Genomic DNA, 16,436 nt, shown 5'->3' on the forward strand with positions numbered 1-16,436 from the left:
GGTATATTTCCAAGCAGCAACGGATTGATGGAAAGCGTGGTTAAGACCGGAAGGTGTCAGGGATGTTTTGAAGCAAAAATTGCTTGAAGGCGAATGGTTGTTTTATCCTATGGGCATGATGCAAAAATTCTCCCGTCGTATTCTTATGGCTGTCGGCCTTTGTCTGGTCGCATGTGAAACGCCTTCCACAGTCAAAAATCCAGCCAAAGCTTATGCCTGCACCGAGGTCTTCCGGTTGAAGAGCGGTTCGCTGCTGGTGCAGGGAGATTGGGATTACATCGAGTTCACCACGACAACGGAGCTTCCGCGGATGGTGAGAGGGGGGCTGGCCGCTCAAATAGCGTCTGGCAAGGCGCGCTATTTCCACTGTTATCAAAAAAATGTCCTGCAATTGCAGGCGAGCGACATGCAGGAGACTGCAGAGGACCACGAGGTCACTTTGGAGGGACAGAGGTATGATCGTGCCGTCTTGGAACGGGCGGCTCAAGGCGAGGGCTTGGTTGTGTCGCTTCCGAACTCCCATCTGTCGCAGTCGCTCTCAGCGGCATACGTTCGTGGGTTTTTGCAAAAGGTGGACGAGGTGCTTAAAAACCCAGCAGCCAGCGGCGTCAAGACGATGATGGAGCCCGCGCAAAAAGTGCAGATGCGGCGATAAGAGGGCAGGGGGGCACCCCGCAGACTATACCGCGCGCTCCAGTTTTTCGTCGATGCGCGCCACCAGAGTATCGAGCAGTTCGCCATTGCCAAAGCGTTCGATGACACCGGCCAGGAAGCCTTCGATGATGAGCTTGCGGCTTTCGCTGTCGCTGATGCCACGTGCTTTGAGATAAAAGAGCTCCTCATCGCTGATGGGGCCGCTGGTGGCACCATGGCTGCACTTGACCTGGTCGGCGCTGATTTCGAGTCCGGGCAGGCTCGTTGCCTCGGCTTCGTTGCTGTTCAGCAGGTTGCGGCAGGTCTGGTAGGCGTCGGTGTAATGCGCGCCTTCATCCACGGTGATGAGACCGCTGAAGATGCTGCGCGATTTGCCGTAGAGGGCGTTTTTGTACAGCAGGTCGCTGCTCGCATGCGGGGCCTTATGGTTTTGCAACGTGCGCTGATCGACCACCTGCTCGCCGATGGGCAGGGACACGCTGAGCATGTCGCTGCGGGAACCTTCGCCGATGAGATCGCTCACGCTTTCGCTGCGGCTGAAGCTGGCGCCCAGCTGCACCTGGAAGCTCTTGATGGCGGAATCACGTCCTGCCACGATGCTGGAAAGATGCAGCGCCTGCGCATCATCCGCCAGCTCCTGGCATGCGGCATAGGTGATCTTGCTGCCACGTCCGCCGACGAGATCGGCAATGGCGATGCTGAGTCCGCCTTCGCCTTCGAGGCTGCGGTAATGATCGACCACACTGACTTCGGCATTGTTACCCGTCACGATGAGCGTATGCGGGAAGATGGCGGCATGATCGCCGACCACCCAGTGGAAGATTTCAACCGGCTTCTCAATCGCCACGTTTTTCGGCACAATGATGACCGCTCCTGCTTTCACATGGGCAAGGTGCAGGGCGGCAAACTTGGCGGAGCCCAGTGTCATCTCACGCTGCATGAAGTGCTCCTTGAGCACCTCGTTGTGATCCCGCAGCGCATCCGCAAAGGTCACGCAAACCACACCCGCAGGCAGGTTCGTGGTGTCAGACTCGACGAGCACGTCATTCACAAAGACAAAGCGTGCCGCACGTTCCTTGAGCCCTTCTGTGGCCGCGAGAGCAGCAGCGGTGTTTGCAGCCGTGGGGGCGATGGCAGGCTTATGATCAGCGAGCTCAATTTTCTTCGAGCTGGAGTAGCGCCAGTTCTCATCCTTGATGCCAGGCATCGGCAACGTCTGGAATTCAGCCCAGGCTGCTTCGGAGCGGGCGAGAAACCAGCCGGGGGCGGATTTCTCATCGCGCACAGGCACGGTGATTTCGAGGCCGGAAGGAGCGGGCTGATCAGGAGTGGCTTCGGCGGGCATGGAGGGGGATGTGGGAGCGAGGAGCGTGGCAGACATCGAAGGGAAGTGAGAGGTAAAAAGTCAGTGGTTAATGGCGGGCGGCATCTTTGGAACACAACGAAGACAAACGCGTGGGTGTGATAAAAGCCGCGACAGCGTTTTGGAGTGCGCCGGCCCTCCGGCGCTTTCGGGCGATCACAGGCATGCGGAAAGGTCCGGCAGGATGGAATACTCCAGAGTGCCGTGACAAAGTCGGGCATCCCGCAGCTGGGATTCGTTGATGTTCGTTGTTCGTCATTCTGATTTCGTCATGCTGGCGCTAGCCCACGCTTCCTTCCATTTCGAGGTCGATGAGGCGCTTCAATTCCACGCTGTATTCCATCGGGAATTCCTTCACGAGATCATTGATGAAACCGTTCACAGACAAGCTCATGGCTTCAGCCTCGGTGAGGCCGCGCTGCATGAGGTAGAAGATCTGATCCGCGCTGACCTGGCTGACGCTCGCCTCATGCTGCGTGGAGTGCTGGTTGCCCCGCACGCTGATGGCGGGGTAGGTGTCGGTGTGGCTGTTGCTGTTGATGAGCAGCGCATCGCACTCGGTGTTGTTCTTGCAGCCCTTGAGGTGCTTTGGGATGTGAACCAGACCACGATAGGTGCTGCGGCCCTGACCGATGGAGATGGATTTGGAGATGACGTTGCTCGTGGTGTCATCGGCGGCATGGACCATCTTGGCTCCCGTGTCCTGATGCTGGCCGCTGTTCGCCAGAGCGATGCTGATGACTTCACCACGGGCGCGTTTGCCCTTCATGATGACGCCGGGGTACTTCATGGTGAGGCGGCTGCCGATGTTACAGTCGATCCAGCGCACTTCGGCGTCTTCATGCGCGATGCCGCGCTTCGTCACGAGGTTGAAGACATTGCTGCTCCAGTTCTGCACGGTCACATACTGAATCTTGGCACCCTTCATGGCGACGAGTTCCACCACCGCGCTATGCAGAGTGGCGGTTTCAAACTTCGGCGCGGTGCAGCCTTCCATGTACATCACTTCCGCACCTTCGTCGGCGATGATGAGCGTGCGCTCAAACTGGCCAAACTGCTCGCTGTTGATGCGGAAGTAAGCCTGCAGCGGATGCTTCACCTTCACGCCGGGCGGCACGTAGATGAATGAGCCGCCGGAGAACACGGCGCTGTTGAGCGCGGAGAACTTGTTGTCGCCCGTCGGGATCACCTTGCCGAACCACTTCCGGAAGATCTCGGGGTGTTTGTGCAGGCCTTCGGTGCTGTTCACAAAGATGACGCCCTGCTCTTCGACGGCTGCCTTGATGTTCGAATAGGCGGCTTCGGAGTCATACTGCGCTTCCACACCCGCGAGGAACTTGCGTTCCTGCTCAGGGATGCCGAGACGGTCAAAGGTCTTCTTCACGTCCTCGGGCACATCGTCCCAGGAGCGCTTCGGCTTCTGGCCGTCGCTGAGGTAGTAGCGGAATTCGTCGAACTTGATGTTCTCCAGATCCTTCGTGGCCCAATGCGTCGGCATCGGCTTGTCCTGGAAGACCTTGAGCGCCTTGTGCCGGAACTCGCGAATCCAGTCGGGATCATTCTTCACGTCGGCAATGAAATCGACCGTCTTCTCGGTGATGCCAAAGCCGGAGTCGTACTTGTTGCGCTCGGGGAAAGTGAAATCGCCGACGCTGTCGACCTTGATGTCGGAGATGTCGTTGTCTGGGGCGGTGACCATAATGTTAAAGTTTGGCGGGTTTCAGGTTTAAAGTTTCAAGCTGGATGCACTCAGCTTTCAGTGTTTGCTGGAGGGTCTTCGCGGAGGATGAAGGATTCTGGAGGAGTGGACTGGTGGCTCGTGGAGCGACGGATGACGGGGCGGTTTGCCACGGGCCACCCCTCGCTTTTGAGTCGTTCGCTGACCTCATGCATGTGGGCGTTGAATTTGGAATGATCGTAACCACAACTGGCAAAGATCGCTTCACGATTGGCCCGCACTTCTGCGACGATAGGATCTTCGATGGTGTTCATGGCAGTCATTAGATGAGTTCGTCGGGGGTGCCGATGACTGGTGGCGTAAAGCCTGCTTCCCGGCAGGTTTCTTCAATGCGTCGAAACATGTTCAGGTTGTTGATGTGTGTGCAGTTCCAAGTCAGCAGAAAGTCCATTCCGTGGACCGCCGCAATGGCGATGTGATATGCATCTGCCTCGGCTTTCTGAGGAAGACCGAGTTTGGCAATCAAACGCAAGGCCAGTAAACCAGTTTCCGGCGTTTCGGCTAACATGGGGATGCCTCTGAGACTGTCCAAGCGGCGGGCCGCCATTTCAGCTTCTCCACTGCTTGATTCTTCGATCACATACGAAGAGATGAAAAGGTCGAATTCTTTTCGGCGCTGCGTCCAAAAAATGCGCGTCGTTTCCTGATGCCCGGCGAGTACGATGTCACGACTAGGCCGGGCTACGAGGTAGCTCGGGATGGTCGTTTCGATATACACGCTGGGTTTCATCTCGATATGGCTTCAAAGGGTGGGGTTATGCTGCCGCCACCAGCGACTCATCAGTCACCCAGTCATAGCCGCGTTCTTCAAGCTCCAACGAGAGCTCCTTGCCGCCGGTCTTCACGATGCGGCCGTCTTTGAGGACGTGGACGATGTCGGGCTGGATGTAGTTCAGCAGGCGCTGGTAATGGGTGATGACAAGGAAGCCGCGGTTCTCGCTACGCATGGCGTTCACGCCACGGGAAACGATCTTGAGCGCGTCGATGTCGAGGCCGGAGTCGGTTTCATCGAGAATGGCGTACTTGGGCTCCAGCATCATGAGTTGGAGGATTTCATTGCGCTTCTTCTCACCACCGGAGAAGCCTTCATTGACGCTGCGGCTGGTGAAGCTGCGGTCCATTTCCAGCTGGTCCATGCGGGCGTAGAGCTGCTTGTAGAACTTCACTGCATCGATGTCTTCACCCTTCGGCAGGCGGGCCTTCAAGGCGGCGCGGAGGAAATTGGCGTTGCTCACGCCGGGGATTTCGTGCGGATACTGGAAGGCGAGGAAGAGGCCGGCACGGCTGCGGGCATCCACGGCCATGTCGAGAATGTTTTCGCCGTCCAGCAGGACTTCGCCGCTGGTGACTTCGTAGTCGTCGTGGCCACAGAGGACCTTGCTCAGGGTGCTCTTTCCAGAGCCGTTCGGGCCCATGATGGCATGGACTTCACCGGGGTTGATCGTGAGGTTCAGGCCTTTGAGGATTTCGCGGCCGGGGATCTGGGCGTGGAGGGCTTTTATTTCGAGGGACATGGAAAGGGTGTTGGGGACAGGGGGTGGAGTTCAGGACTTCGCCTCAGCGCACTTGGAGCAGGTGCCGTGGATGGCCAGATCCGTGCGGGCGATCTTGGTGCCGGCGGGAAGATTCCAGAACTTGGCGGGGTCGAAGTCGGTGGTGGGATGCGCGTCGATCACCTTGCCGCAGGTCTCGCAGTGGAAATGGATGTGCTCGTGCAGGTTCGCGCAGTAGCGGGACTGGCCGCGCTCCAGATGGACGAGCTTGATCAGGCCGTTGGAGGTCAGGTGCTCCAAGCAGTTGTAAACCGTGGCCAAGGACATGCCGGGGCTGCGGCTTTTCACCCGGTCGAGGATGTCGTAGGCCGTGGGATGGTCCGTGGAGGAGGCCAGGACTTCGAACACCTCACGCCGGTGCGGCGTCAGGCGCACGTCCGAACCCAGCACGGCAAGGCGGCAGTCCAGACCGGTAGGTTTGGCAGGAGTGCGTGAAGGGGAGGGGGGCATGACGAATTTAGAATTAGAATGATTCTAACTGCATTGGGAACGCTCACTTGGCAAGCGGGGATGCCGGTTTTGCTGAAAATTCTTTGCTCCAAATCACGCCAAAACGTCCGTCGCGTGCTACAACCTGCCCATATGAACCGCACCAATGCCGAAGACCTCCCCTGGACCCAGCAAAACTCCCCTCAAGGCAAGTACGGCCTCGCCCGCAAGTCACTCTCGATCGCCGCAGGCGGGCAGAAGGACATCGGCACCTGGGCTGGCGGCCATCCCTTCGATCTCGAAATCCAGCGCATTCCAGCGGGAAAGATCAATTTTCCCTTCCATGAACACACCGCCCAGTGGGAGGCCTACTACATCCTCAGCGGCATCGGTGCCGTGCGCACCCCCAAGGGGCAGGAAGACATCAAGGCGGGCGACTACCTCGTCTTTCCTCCAGGAGAGGCCCACCAGCTCATCAACTACGGCACCGAAGACCTCACCTTTTTCGTCATTGCCGACCAGCCGCAGGCAGATGTGATCCACTACCCCGACTCCGGCAAATGGATGACTAAACCTCACCGGAAAGCCTTCGAAATGCAGGAAGTGGAGTACTTCAAAGGCGAGGAGTAGGCCAATTCCCGCACAAGCATTTGCGGTGTGAAGATCCGGAAATGCTGGCATGCTGAGTCATGAAACGACTTCTGCTCTCAGCCTGCCTCGTTCTGATTGCCTCCTGCACGCAGCCTGTCTGGGAAGAAAAATCTGCGACCGCGAGCGCCGGGTCTGGAAACTGGGGGCCGGCTCTCACCGTGCTCGAACATCAGTGCGTGCACTGCCACGGCGACAACCGGCTCTCCACGATGCCGCCGATCAACGACACGCATGCATTGTCGAAGCTCATCGGCTCCCACTGGATTGTCCCCGGCAAACCGCAAGCCAGCCGCTTCTTTCAGGTCGTCACCTTTCCTGATGAAATCCCCGGTGCCATGCCGCCCAGCGGCCATGCGATCTCCAAGAAGGACATGCAGATCCTTCGCGATTGGATCAAAGCGGGGGCCAAACTGCCTGCGCAAAACGTGAAACTCATTCCAGTGGGGCCGCTGCCACGCTCGATCTGAATCACACGTGCGGCTTGCCGCGCCCGTGCGCCAGCTCGCGCAGCAGGTCGAGCTGGATTTGCTGCACCTCCATCAGCTTGGTGGCGTGCTGATGCAGCAGGTAGTCCATCTTTTCGTGCAGGTGGCGGATCTCGAGCTCGGCCTTGAGATTGATTTTGTAGTCACCCTCCGCGTGCTGGCGGTCGCGCGCCTCCTGCCGGTTCTGGCTCATCATGATCACCGGTGCCTGAAGCGAGGCCAGAAACGACAGCATGAGGTTCAGCAGGATAAATGGATACGGGTCAAATGGCTGCTTCAGCAGCACCCCGGCATTGATGACAATCCACAGGGCCAGAAACAAGCAGAATGAGATGATGAACGTCCAGCTCCCGCCGAAGTCCGCGATCTTGTCCGCCAGCCGCTGGCCAAAGGTGAGGTTCTGCACCTCCTCCGTCTCAGAGAGCGGGCGCTCGCTCAACACCTCATGTTTGTGCAGGCTTTCCACCACCTCCTCATCCAGTTTCGTCAGATCACCCACCTGGGTCTCCAGCAAATCGCGCATGTATTCCAGCCGGGCGGCGTTCACGGTATCCAAGCTCACCCGGGAGTCGTCGGCCAGTTCTGGATGACGGACGCGCAGGGTATGCGCAATGTTGGGACGCAGTTCCCGCAGGACGAAGAGCTTGGTGATCGGCTGTGACTTGCCGGTGACGGCGCACACGCCTTGCTGGGCGTTTTTTGGACGGGTGGACTCCATGGCGGACAATACATCTGCGCAGCATTCGTCATTCGGAATTCGTCATCTGCCATTTTCCGCCTACTCTCCTCGCCCGTTTTCGCTCCATGCCGCACATCAGTTATCCCCCAGACCTGCCCATCACGGCCCGCCGTGACGAGATCGTTGCGGCCATTCGCCAAAATCAGGTGGTGATCCTGGCAGGCGAAACCGGCTCTGGAAAAACCACGCAGCTTCCCAAGATGTGCCTCGAAGCCCTGCACGATGTGCGCGGCCAGATCGGCTGCACGCAGCCGCGTCGTGTGGCGGCCATGAGCGTGTCCAAACGCGTGGCGGAAGAGCTGAATGTACCCTGGGGCCGCGAAGTCGGCTGCAAGATGCGCTTCAGCGACGACACCAGCCGCGACACCCGCATCAAGTTCATGACGGACGGCATCCTGCTGGCAGAGATCCAGAGCGATCCCATGCTGCGGAACTACTCCGTGCTCATTCTCGATGAAGCGCACGAACGCTCCCTGAACATCGACTTCCTCCTCGGCTACCTTGTTGGCCTGCTGAAAAAGCGGCCTGACCTCAAGCTGCTCGTCACCTCCGCGACCATCGACACCGAGGCCTTTTCCGCCGCCTTTGGTGGCGCGCCCATCATCGAAGTCTCGGGGCGTATGTTCCCCGTGGATATTCGCTACGCACCGCTCTCGGGAGGTGAAGACGACTTCGGTTTCATCGACGGTGCCGCCGCTGCCGTTGAAAACGCCCTCATCGAAACCGACGACGGTGACGTCCTCGTCTTCATGCCCACGGAACGTGACATCCGTGAAACGCGCGATCTTCTCGATGGCCGCCTGGGTTCCGGCTTTGAAGTGCTCGCCCTCTTTGGCCGCATGGCCTCGGCCGAGCAGCAGCGCATCTTCCAGCCCGGCCGCAAGCGTCGCGTCGTCATCGCCACCAACGTCGCTGAAACCTCCATCACCATTCCGCGCATCCGCTACGTCGTGGACACCGGTCTCGCCCGCATCAGCCACTACAACCCACGCACGCGCACCAAGCGCCTGCCGGTCGAGGCCGTGTCGCAAAGCAGTGCCAATCAGCGCGCGGGCCGTGCCGGTCGTGTGCAGGACGGCATCTGCATCCGCCTCTACTCGCAGGAAGATTTTGAGAAGCGCGACCGCTTCACCATGCCGGAGATTCAGCGCGCGAACCTCGCCGAGGTCATCCTGCGCATGAAGGCCTACAAGCTCGGCGAGATCGAGGACTTCCCCTTCATCAATCCGCCCGTCAGCGCTTCCATCCGCGCAGGCTATGATTTGCTGCACGAACTAGGCTCTCTCAGCGAAACCCACGAACTCACGCCCCTCGGCCGCGAACTCGCCCGCCTGCCTCTGGATCCCACGCTGGGGCGCATGCTGCTGCAAGCCCGCGTTGAAAAAGCCCTGCCCGAGATGCTCATCATCGCCGCCGGTCTCAGCATTCCCGATCCGCGAGAACGTCCGGAAGAAAAACGCGAACTCGCCAACGCCGCGCACAAAGCCTTCGCCGCACCTGAGTCCGATTTCATCACGCTGCTCAAAATCTGGAACGCCACCCCCGAAGCCTCGGGCGGCTCACGCAATTCACTGAGAAAATTCTGCAAATCCAACTTCCTCTCCTTCACCCGCATGCAGGAATGGCGCGATGTCTGGAAGCAGCTCTGCGATTCCTTCAGCGACGATCTGCGCCAGCAAACGCCACCCGCGACCGACGACGCCATCCATCGCAGCATCCTCGCCGCGCAGCTTGGCCACGTCGCTATGAAAGAGGAGCGCAATCTCTACAAAGCTGCGGGCAATCGCGAAGTCTCCGTCTTCCCCGGCTCCAATCTCTACGAACGCCGTGAGAAAAACGGCAAGGGCAAGCCCGGTCAGGACAAAGGCCGCCAGCCGCCGTGGATCGTCGCCGGTGAGATCGTGCAGACCTCGCAGCTCTTTGCGCGCACACTCGCCAAGGTTGATCCGAACTGGATCGCCGAACTCGGCGCGCATCTCTGCCAGTTCAAATACAGCGAGCCCCATTGGAATCTCAAAGCCGGGCGCGTCCTCGTGACGCAACGCGTTCTCATTCACGGCCTGGAGGTGAAGCGCCAGCACATCGACTTCCTCAAGGTCGATGCCGTCGCCGCCACTCAGATGTTCATCCGCGCCGCACTCATCGACAGCCAGGAGGTGCCCATCACCCTGCGCTTTTACGCGCACAACAACAAGCTGCGCCAGAAGATCGAAACGATGCTCACCCGCGTGCGCAGCAATCGCGTCTACGCCATCGAGGAGCGCCTGTTCAATTTCTATGACGCGCGCATCAAAAACGTCTCGTCGATTCACGACCTCAACCGCTTCGTCAAAGAGCACATCGACGAGCAGCCAAACTTCCTCTGCGCCACCGAGCAGGAACTCACCGCCGGCGAGAAGTTTGAAGCCGACCTGCAGATGTTCCCGGATCAGGTCGCCTTAGGCAACACCGCGCTGCCCCTCACCTACAACTACCAGCCTGGCGAAGAAAACGACGGCGTCACCGTGCGCGTGCCCGCGCAGCTCGCCGGTCATCTCACCAGCGGCCAGATTCAGTGGATGGTCCCCGGCATCCGCGAAGAACTTGCCAACGTCATGCTGCGTGCGCTCCCGAAAGTCATTCGCCGCCAGTTGATGCCCATCGATCCCAAGGCCCGCGAAATCGCCGCCGACTTCGATCCCGGCCGCGAAGCCTTCCTCGACGCGCTCGCCGATTTCATCACACGCCGCTATCGCATCCAGGTGCGCGCCGAAGACTGGCCGCCGCAAAGCCTGCCCGCGCATTTGCAGCCGCGCGTCGAAGTGCTCGATCCCAAGAAGAACACCGTTATCGCCGCCAGCCGCGACCTCGACACCATCCGTGGCAGCATGCAGAAGCAGGACCTGCGCTCCGATGCCTGGGACAAACTGCTGCCACGCATCGAACGCTTCGCGCTCAAATCCTGGTCCTTCGGCGACCTGCCGGAAACCATCGTCGTCGAAGAGCTCAACGGCACCCCCATCCTCGGCTACCTCGGCCTCGTCCTGCGCGAGAACGAAATCGATGTCCGCCTCTTCCGCACCTCCGCCGAAGCCGCACGCACCACTCCCGCCGCTGTTCGTCAGCTCGCTGAAAACACCTTGAGCAAAGACCTCGCGTGGCTCCCCAAAGAACTCCGCAGCATCGGCGGTGCCTCCGCCAAACCGCAGCAGCCCGCCAGCTTCCAGGCAGCACTCACCCAGCTTAACGCTGCCGCACCCGCATCCAATCTCTCCCAGCAGGCCCACGAGCACATCCTCGCCTACATGCTGCGCCTGCAGCCCACCTTCCCGCTCACCCAAGAGCGCTTCTTCAAACTTTGCGAAACTGTTCGCCGCGATCTCCCTGCCGTCACCCATCGCGTGAAGACGCTCTTCACGCAGATCCACGATCTGCGCGCCAAACTCCTCGCACAGCCCAAACGCTACCCCGGCCTCGAACAGGATCTCGCCCGCCTCATTCCCGCCGATCTCCTCGCCACCACACCGCACGAGCAGCTCCAGCATCTTCCGCGGTATTTAAAAGCCATCCAGATCCGCAACGAGCGCTGCCTCGCCAATCCCGCCAAGGACATCGAGAAATACAACCTCATTGCCGACTTCGACGGCTGGCAGTCCCACGTGCCCAAATCCCAGCACGAAACCTTCCGCTGGATGATGGAAGAATACCGCGTCCAAGTCTTCGCCCAGGAGCTTGGCACCGCCCAGCCCGTGAGCGTGAAGCGCCTGCAGGCGATGTGGGTGTAGTGCTAAGTCACCCACGCTTCCTCACCTCTTTGCAGCGGCGGTCATAATTCTTCACATCCCCCGCATCAGTAACAGTAAAGTTGCCACCCGACACACTGCGAACCGTGACCCCAATGGCGCTCAGGCTGCCCAGTCGTTCACAGTCTTGGTCATAAGTGCGGATCCACCCGCCTTCCACCGTGACAAAGAAGTCGGAGGTATATCCAGCCAGCTCCACCCGGTTGTCCGGCATGCGTCCGACACACTCGCTGTTTTCATCATACACCCAGATCTGGGATTCTTTGTTCTCGATATTTGAAATGGCCATGGGGATGCAGCCAACCAAGCACGGGCCCACCGTTCAGAGAAGAACAAACTGGCTTTTCATGACGTTGATATGCCGATGAAACTCGCTGTTCTGTTTACCGCCCTGGCATCTGCCTCTCTTCACGCCGCACCCGCCCTGATCCTCCACCACGGCAAGGTCATCACCGTCGATAAAAATTTCCGCATTGCCGAAGCCATCGCCATCGATGCAGATGGGCGCATCACAGCCGTGGGAACGAACGATGAAGTTCTCGCCACAAAAGAAGCAGACAGTCAGCTTCTCGATCTAGCCGGCAAAACAGTGCTCCCCGGCCTCATGGACTCCCACGTCCATCCCGGCGCGGCGATGATCGAGTTCGATCACGAAATTCCCACCATGGAAACCATCGCTGATGTGCTCGCCTACCTGAGTGATCGCGTCAAAGTCTCCAAGCCGGGAGATCTCATCAGCGTTCGTCAGATCTTCATCACACGTCTCGAAGAGAAACGCTACCCCACCCGCGCAGAGCTCGACCGCATCGCGCCCAACAACCCTGTCGTCTTTTCCACCGGCCCGGATTCCATGCTTAACAGCCTCGCTCTCAAGCTCGGCGGTTACAGCCGTGACTACAAAGTGCCGGCAGGCAGCGCCGGTAAAATGGAGGTGGATGCCACCGGTGAACCCACCGGTCTCCTCCGCAGCCTCAGTCACAACGTCAAAGCGCCCACATCATCCAAATCCGCCACAGCAGAGGACACCTATCGCCGCACCGTCGAATTATTCCGCGACTACAACTCCGTCGGCCTCACCACCGTGGCGGACCGTGATTCCAGCCTCAAGCAGTGTGAGCTTTATCAAAAAATGCTCACCAAAGGCGATCTCACCGTTCGCATGCGTCCCTCTCCCGGCATCCCATCCATGAGTCTCTGGCCCGCCTGCGCTAAAGCCATCGACGAAGTCATTCAGCACCCGCTGACGAAGGATGACCCCATGTTGCAAATCATCGGCACCAAGGTCTATCTCGATGGCGGCATGCTCACAGGCAGCGCCTGGATGATCGAACCCTGGGGCATCAGCGAAGCCTACGGCATAAGCGATTCTCAATATCGCGGTGTGCAAAAAATCACGCCCGAACGTCTCAAACAGCTCGTCGAAAAAGTCACCGCCTCCGGACTCCAATTCACCGCGCACAGCGTCGGCGATGCCGCCGTGCAGCTCCTCATCGACACCTACGAAACCGTCGATGCCCAAAGCCCCGGCAGCGTCCGCGCCGCACGCAGCAGCGTCACCCACTGCAACTTCATGCACCCCGACTCCATCGCCAAAGCCGCCAAACTCGGCGTCTGCATCGACCTCCAGCCCATCTGGCTCCACATGGACGGCCGCACCCTGACCGGCCACTTTGGTGAGTCACGCATGGCGCGCTTCCAACCCCTGCGCGCCTGCTTCGATCAAAAAGTCGTCGTCGGTGGTGGCAGCGATCACATGCAGAAGATCGGTTCCTTCCGCAGCATCAATCCCTACAACCCCTGGCTCGGCATGTGGACCTCCATCACCCGCAAAGCCCGCAAACTCGACAAGCCTGTGCACATCGAAAACGCACTCACTCGCGAAGAAGCCCTGCGCCTCTACACCAGCAACAACGCCTTTCTCCTCAAGGCCGAGAAAAACACCGGCAGCCTCGAACCCGGCAAGCTCGCCGACATCATCCTCGTGGATCGCGACCCCCTGACCTGTCCCATCGATGACCTCGTCCAAACCCAGGTCCTCAAGACCTGGCTCGGCGGCAAAGTCGTCTTCGAAAAGAAGTGACCGGATCCCGAAGGGATCGCAGAAGGTAGCCTGGGGTAAACTCTCGAAGCGAGTGCCACCCCTGGACCCCATGCAAGGTTATGCCCTTCTCAAGGGCGCATGCCGAAGGTATGCAAGAAATGTACTTCCTCGCATCATCTACGCCACCACCTCAATCCGGCTCGTCCCACCCGCACCGCGCACCACGCGCACCTGCGTGGTGAGCCGGTCCTTGAGCAGTTCCACGTGCGAGATCAAACCAATCGTCTTCCCTCGCGATCGCAGATTCTCCAGCGCACTCAGCGCCACCTCCAGCGTCTCGGAATCCAGCGTGCCAAAGCCTTCATCAATAAACAGCGAATCGATCGGGTGATGCCTGCTCGCCAGTTCGCTCAAGCCCAGCGCTAGCGCCAGACTCGCCAGGAAACTCTCGCCTCCAGATAAACTTTCCATCGGCCGGTCCACATTCGCCTGATACAGATCCACGATACGGAGATCCAGTTCATCGCCCTCCGCCGCCATGAGTCGGTAGCGCTCTGCCAGCGATTTCAAATGCTCATTCGCCAGACCGATGAGCTGGCGCAGAGTGAGCGATTGCGCGAAGCGCGAAAACTTCGCGCCATCTGCTGAGCCAATCAGCTCCTTCAGCCGTCCCCAGCGCAATGCTTCGGCCTCTGCCGCCTGCAGTTCAGCACCACCAGAATCACGCCGCTTCCGCGCCTCATCATCATTGCGGATCTGCTGCTCCAGCGAGCCAAGTTCCGTGCGCTTGGTCGCAAACGCATCGTTCAATCGCTTCGCGCTCGCATCCAGTTCGCTCAAGGACTTCCCATCCAAAACGCTCTGTCCTGCAAACGGCTGCCGGCGTACTTCAAGCTGCTCCAGCTTGGCCATCGTCGCCGCGCTCTGCGTTTGCAGCGTGTTCAGTTTTGACTCCGCTTCACGCCAGGTTTTCTCAGCCGTCGTAACACAACCTTCATGCTGCTGACGATCTTCATTGAGCGTTTTGCCGCCGAGCAGCTCATTCAACTGCGCCTTCAACACATCCGCCTTTGCCCGCAGTGTCACACCTTCCGCCTTCAATTCATCCAGGCGCTTCGTCTTCGCATCCTGCTCCTGCTGCGCGAGCTGGATATCGCTTTCGATCTTCTGCCGCTCGCTGCGCTTCTGCACCGACTCATCGCGTTTCTTTGCAAACAAAGCGGCACGCTGCTCCAGCGCGCCAATTTCACACTCAGCCTCCTGAGGTGAGGACAGGCCGTTCGGTTGCGCACCCGTGAGACTGCTTTGAACCACGCCGCGCTTTTGCTCCTCCTCAGCACTCCACTGTTCCAACACTCCATCTGTCGGCGCCTCCAGCTCACTCACGCGTTTCCTGATCTCCGCGATGCGCTTGTTCTCCGCCATCACCTCAGCCTCGTTTTTCGCCAGCTCACGCTCCAGCATCGCGAGCTCACGATTTGATTTCTCATGCTGTTGTTCGAGGCCCTTGAGCAGTTTTCGGGCAGCTTGAAGCTGCGATTCAAAATTCGTTTTCGCCCTCGCAAACGGATGCTCCAGCGCCCCGCAAAGCGGGCACTCCTCTCCCGGTTTCAAATCCTGCCGATGCTCGTCAAATCCCGCCACTTGTTCGGCATGTCTTGTCAGCTCCCGCTGCGCTTCGAGCGCTTTCGCGAGCCGCTCCATCTCTGCACGATCCGTCTTCGCCTTTGCGGTCCTTTCGGCACCTTGTTTGACCAAAGCCGCCGCAGCCGACTCCGCTTTGGCTAAGTTTTGCTGAAGTGCCAGCGCCTCCACATGGCGCTTCCGGCCTTCGGCGAGCTTTTCAAACACGCTGCGCCATTCGCGCACGGCCACGCGCAGCTTTGGCAAAGTCTCCCCGAGTTCTGCGTCGTCGGCGTGTTGTTTGAGCCACGCTTCAAGGGCCTGCGTCTCATCTGCATGTGCTCCGAGCGCCTTCTCGGCGGCTTCGCGTCGTGCCGCTGCCTCCTTTTGTTCCTTCGCCCACGTTTGATACATCGCACGGCTCTCGCCGAGCTGCTTTTCAAACTGCTCGCTCTGCGCCGCCATGCCCGCTGCTTGCTCCCACATCGGTTCGCGTTTCGCACGTTGCTGCTTGGCATCTTCAGCAGCGGTCCTCGTTTTTAAAACCGCAGCACTCAGTCCTGCCTGCGATTGCTGCAGCGCCAGATGGGATGCGGTAAGAGTCGCGATTTCTGCCACGATGCCTGCATGCTCGCGCTGGTCCCGCAGTTGCTGGGCTGCCGCTTGACTCTCGGTCTGGAGTCGTGCGGCATAGGTTTGGGCCTCGGCGAGACTGCCTTCCAGATGGGCGCGGCCTGCATCGTCCAGCACCGTCACCGCGCCGAGGCGCTCCTTCAGCGTGCGTGCGGACTCATCCTTCACCTTGTGGGTTTCAAAGGCCAGCACCGACAGATCGCTGTAAATCTCGGTGCCTGTGATCTTCTCCAGCAGTTCCGCACGCTCGTTCGGCTTCGCTTTCAGAAACGCCGCAAACTGCCCCTGCGCCAGCAGCACGGAGCGTAAAAATCGGTGCACATCCAGGCCTGTCTTTTCCTCGATGATTCGATCCATCTCAGCCGCCTTCTCGGCCAGGATCTCTCCGGTTGTGGCATTGGCCAGACGGCGCTCCACCGGCTGCAGTTTCCCATCGGCCTTGCCGCGGGCACGTCGCAGCCGCCAGATGGCACGCAGCTTCTCACCACCCGTTTCAAAATCCACCTCGGCCAGACACTCCGCCGTGTGCCGGCTCATCATCTCATCCGCCCGGTCATTGCCATAACGCGCCGCCCGGCCATACAGCGCCAGCGTCATCGCATCCAGCAAAGTCGATTTTCCCGCGCCCGTTGGCCCCGTGATCAAAAACACCCCCGCCGCACTCAGCGGAACCGCATCAAACCGCACCTCATGCGTCCCGCTGAGCGAGTTGAGATTCTGAAGTCGAACGGCTAGGAGGCGCATG

Annotated in this window: 14 protein-coding genes; 5 read left to right on the forward strand and 9 right to left on the reverse strand. The window is 59.5% G+C overall.

Translation table 11 applies throughout. From position 1 onward, the window contains the following. Window positions 1-67 precede the first annotated feature (67 nt). Window positions 68-655 (forward strand): hypothetical protein, encoded by a 588-nt coding sequence (locus AC24GY_RS01850; RefSeq protein ID WP_487679787.1) that lies wholly within the window; start codon window positions 68-70, stop codon window positions 653-655. Window positions 656-679: 24 nt separating this feature from the next. On the opposite strand, the gene sufD is transcribed toward AC24GY_RS01850, so the two are convergent. The 6 genes from sufD to AC24GY_RS01880 all read right to left on the reverse strand — a co-directional run bounded on the left by sufD (window position 680) and on the right by AC24GY_RS01880 (window position 5,758). Beyond that, on the reverse strand, window positions 680-2,035 hold the full coding sequence (sufD, locus tag AC24GY_RS01855) for a Fe-S cluster assembly protein SufD (RefSeq protein ID WP_487679789.1): 1,356 nt from the start codon (window positions 2,033-2,035) through the stop codon (window positions 680-682). A 262-nt stretch (window positions 2,036-2,297) separates the two neighbouring features. After that, on the reverse strand, window positions 2,298-3,716 hold the full coding sequence (gene sufB, locus AC24GY_RS01860) for a Fe-S cluster assembly protein SufB (protein ID WP_395733896.1): 1,419 nt from the start codon (window positions 3,714-3,716) through the stop codon (window positions 2,298-2,300). Between the two features lie 50 nt (window positions 3,717-3,766). Then, window positions 3,767-4,009, reverse strand: coding sequence for a hypothetical protein (locus AC24GY_RS01865; RefSeq protein ID WP_422318217.1), 243 nt, complete (start codon window positions 4,007-4,009; stop codon window positions 3,767-3,769). Window positions 4,010-4,017: 8 nt separating this feature from the next. After that, entirely contained in the window at window positions 4,018-4,485 is a 468-nt protein-coding gene (locus AC24GY_RS01870) for a type II toxin-antitoxin system VapC family toxin (protein ID WP_487679792.1), read from the reverse strand. 25 nt (window positions 4,486-4,510) lie between these two features. After that, on the reverse strand, window positions 4,511-5,269 hold the full coding sequence (gene sufC / locus AC24GY_RS01875; RefSeq protein ID WP_422318220.1) for a Fe-S cluster assembly ATPase SufC: 759 nt from the start codon (window positions 5,267-5,269) through the stop codon (window positions 4,511-4,513). A 30-nt stretch (window positions 5,270-5,299) separates the two neighbouring features. Then, window positions 5,300-5,758, reverse strand: a complete 459-nt coding sequence (locus AC24GY_RS01880) for a Fur family transcriptional regulator (RefSeq protein ID WP_487679794.1) — start codon at window positions 5,756-5,758, stop codon at window positions 5,300-5,302. A gap of 132 nt (window positions 5,759-5,890) precedes the next feature. On the opposite strand from AC24GY_RS01880, the gene AC24GY_RS01885 reads away from it, so the two are divergent. Further along, entirely contained in the window at window positions 5,891-6,367 is a 477-nt protein-coding gene (locus AC24GY_RS01885) for a cupin domain-containing protein (RefSeq protein WP_487679796.1), read from the forward strand. A gap of 59 nt (window positions 6,368-6,426) precedes the next feature. Further along, entirely contained in the window at window positions 6,427-6,855 is a 429-nt protein-coding gene (locus AC24GY_RS01890) for a hypothetical protein (protein ID WP_487679798.1), read from the forward strand. A gap of 1 nt (window position 6,856) precedes the next feature. Here AC24GY_RS01890 and AC24GY_RS01895 read toward each other — a convergent pair whose 3' ends face one another. Next, complete coding sequence (locus tag AC24GY_RS01895) at window positions 6,857-7,591, reverse strand: DUF1003 domain-containing protein (protein ID WP_487679800.1); 735 nt, start codon at window positions 7,589-7,591, stop codon at window positions 6,857-6,859. Here AC24GY_RS01895 and hrpA point away from each other — a divergent pair. After that, entirely contained in the window at window positions 7,573-11,376 is a 3,804-nt protein-coding gene (hrpA, locus tag AC24GY_RS01900) for an ATP-dependent RNA helicase HrpA (RefSeq protein WP_487679802.1), read from the forward strand. The genes AC24GY_RS01895 and hrpA overlap by 19 nt on opposite strands. 7 nt (window positions 11,377-11,383) lie before the next feature. Here hrpA and AC24GY_RS01905 read toward each other — a convergent pair whose 3' ends face one another. Then, window positions 11,384-11,683, reverse strand: coding sequence for a hypothetical protein (locus AC24GY_RS01905; protein ID WP_487679804.1), 300 nt, complete (start codon window positions 11,681-11,683; stop codon window positions 11,384-11,386). 75 nt (window positions 11,684-11,758) lie between these two features. Here AC24GY_RS01905 and AC24GY_RS01910 point away from each other — a divergent pair, with 75 nt between their 5' ends. Further along, window positions 11,759-13,474, forward strand: a complete 1,716-nt coding sequence (locus tag AC24GY_RS01910) for an amidohydrolase (RefSeq protein WP_487679806.1) — start codon at window positions 11,759-11,761, stop codon at window positions 13,472-13,474. A 138-nt stretch (window positions 13,475-13,612) separates the two neighbouring features. Here AC24GY_RS01910 and AC24GY_RS01915 read toward each other — a convergent pair whose 3' ends face one another. Further along, window positions 13,613-16,435: an AAA family ATPase gene (locus tag AC24GY_RS01915; protein ID WP_487679808.1), complete on the reverse strand. Its 2,823-nt coding sequence runs from the start codon at window positions 16,433-16,435 to the stop codon at window positions 13,613-13,615. Window position 16,436: the final 1 nt, after the last annotated feature.

Source organism: Prosthecobacter sp. Pr1 (genome assembly GCF_057652315.1).

Coding starts and splice junctions, on each gene's coding strand:
- sufB (WP_395733896.1), bottom strand. CDS start 3,716: ATGGTCACCGCCCCAGACAACGACATCTCCGACATCAAGGTCGACAGC.
- AC24GY_RS01885 (WP_487679796.1), top strand. CDS start 5,891: ATGAACCGCACCAATGCCGAAGACCTCCCCTGGACCCAGCAAAACTCC.
- AC24GY_RS01915 (WP_487679808.1), bottom strand. CDS start 16,435: ATGCGCCTCCTAGCCGTTCGACTTCAGAATCTCAACTCGCTCAGCGGG.
- AC24GY_RS01865 (WP_422318217.1), bottom strand. CDS start 4,009: ATGAACACCATCGAAGATCCTATCGTCGCAGAAGTGCGGGCCAATCGT.
- AC24GY_RS01910 (WP_487679806.1), top strand. CDS start 11,759: ATGAAACTCGCTGTTCTGTTTACCGCCCTGGCATCTGCCTCTCTTCAC.
- AC24GY_RS01895 (WP_487679800.1), bottom strand. CDS start 7,591: ATGGAGTCCACCCGTCCAAAAAACGCCCAGCAAGGCGTGTGCGCCGTC.
- AC24GY_RS01890 (WP_487679798.1), top strand. CDS start 6,427: ATGAAACGACTTCTGCTCTCAGCCTGCCTCGTTCTGATTGCCTCCTGC.
- AC24GY_RS01905 (WP_487679804.1), bottom strand. CDS start 11,683: ATGGCCATTTCAAATATCGAGAACAAAGAATCCCAGATCTGGGTGTAT.
- AC24GY_RS01880 (WP_487679794.1), bottom strand. CDS start 5,758: ATGCCCCCCTCCCCTTCACGCACTCCTGCCAAACCTACCGGTCTGGAC.
- sufC (WP_422318220.1), bottom strand. CDS start 5,269: ATGTCCCTCGAAATAAAAGCCCTCCACGCCCAGATCCCCGGCCGCGAA.
- AC24GY_RS01870 (WP_487679792.1), bottom strand. CDS start 4,485: ATGAAACCCAGCGTGTATATCGAAACGACCATCCCGAGCTACCTCGTA.
- sufD (WP_487679789.1), bottom strand. CDS start 2,035: ATGTCTGCCACGCTCCTCGCTCCCACATCCCCCTCCATGCCCGCCGAA.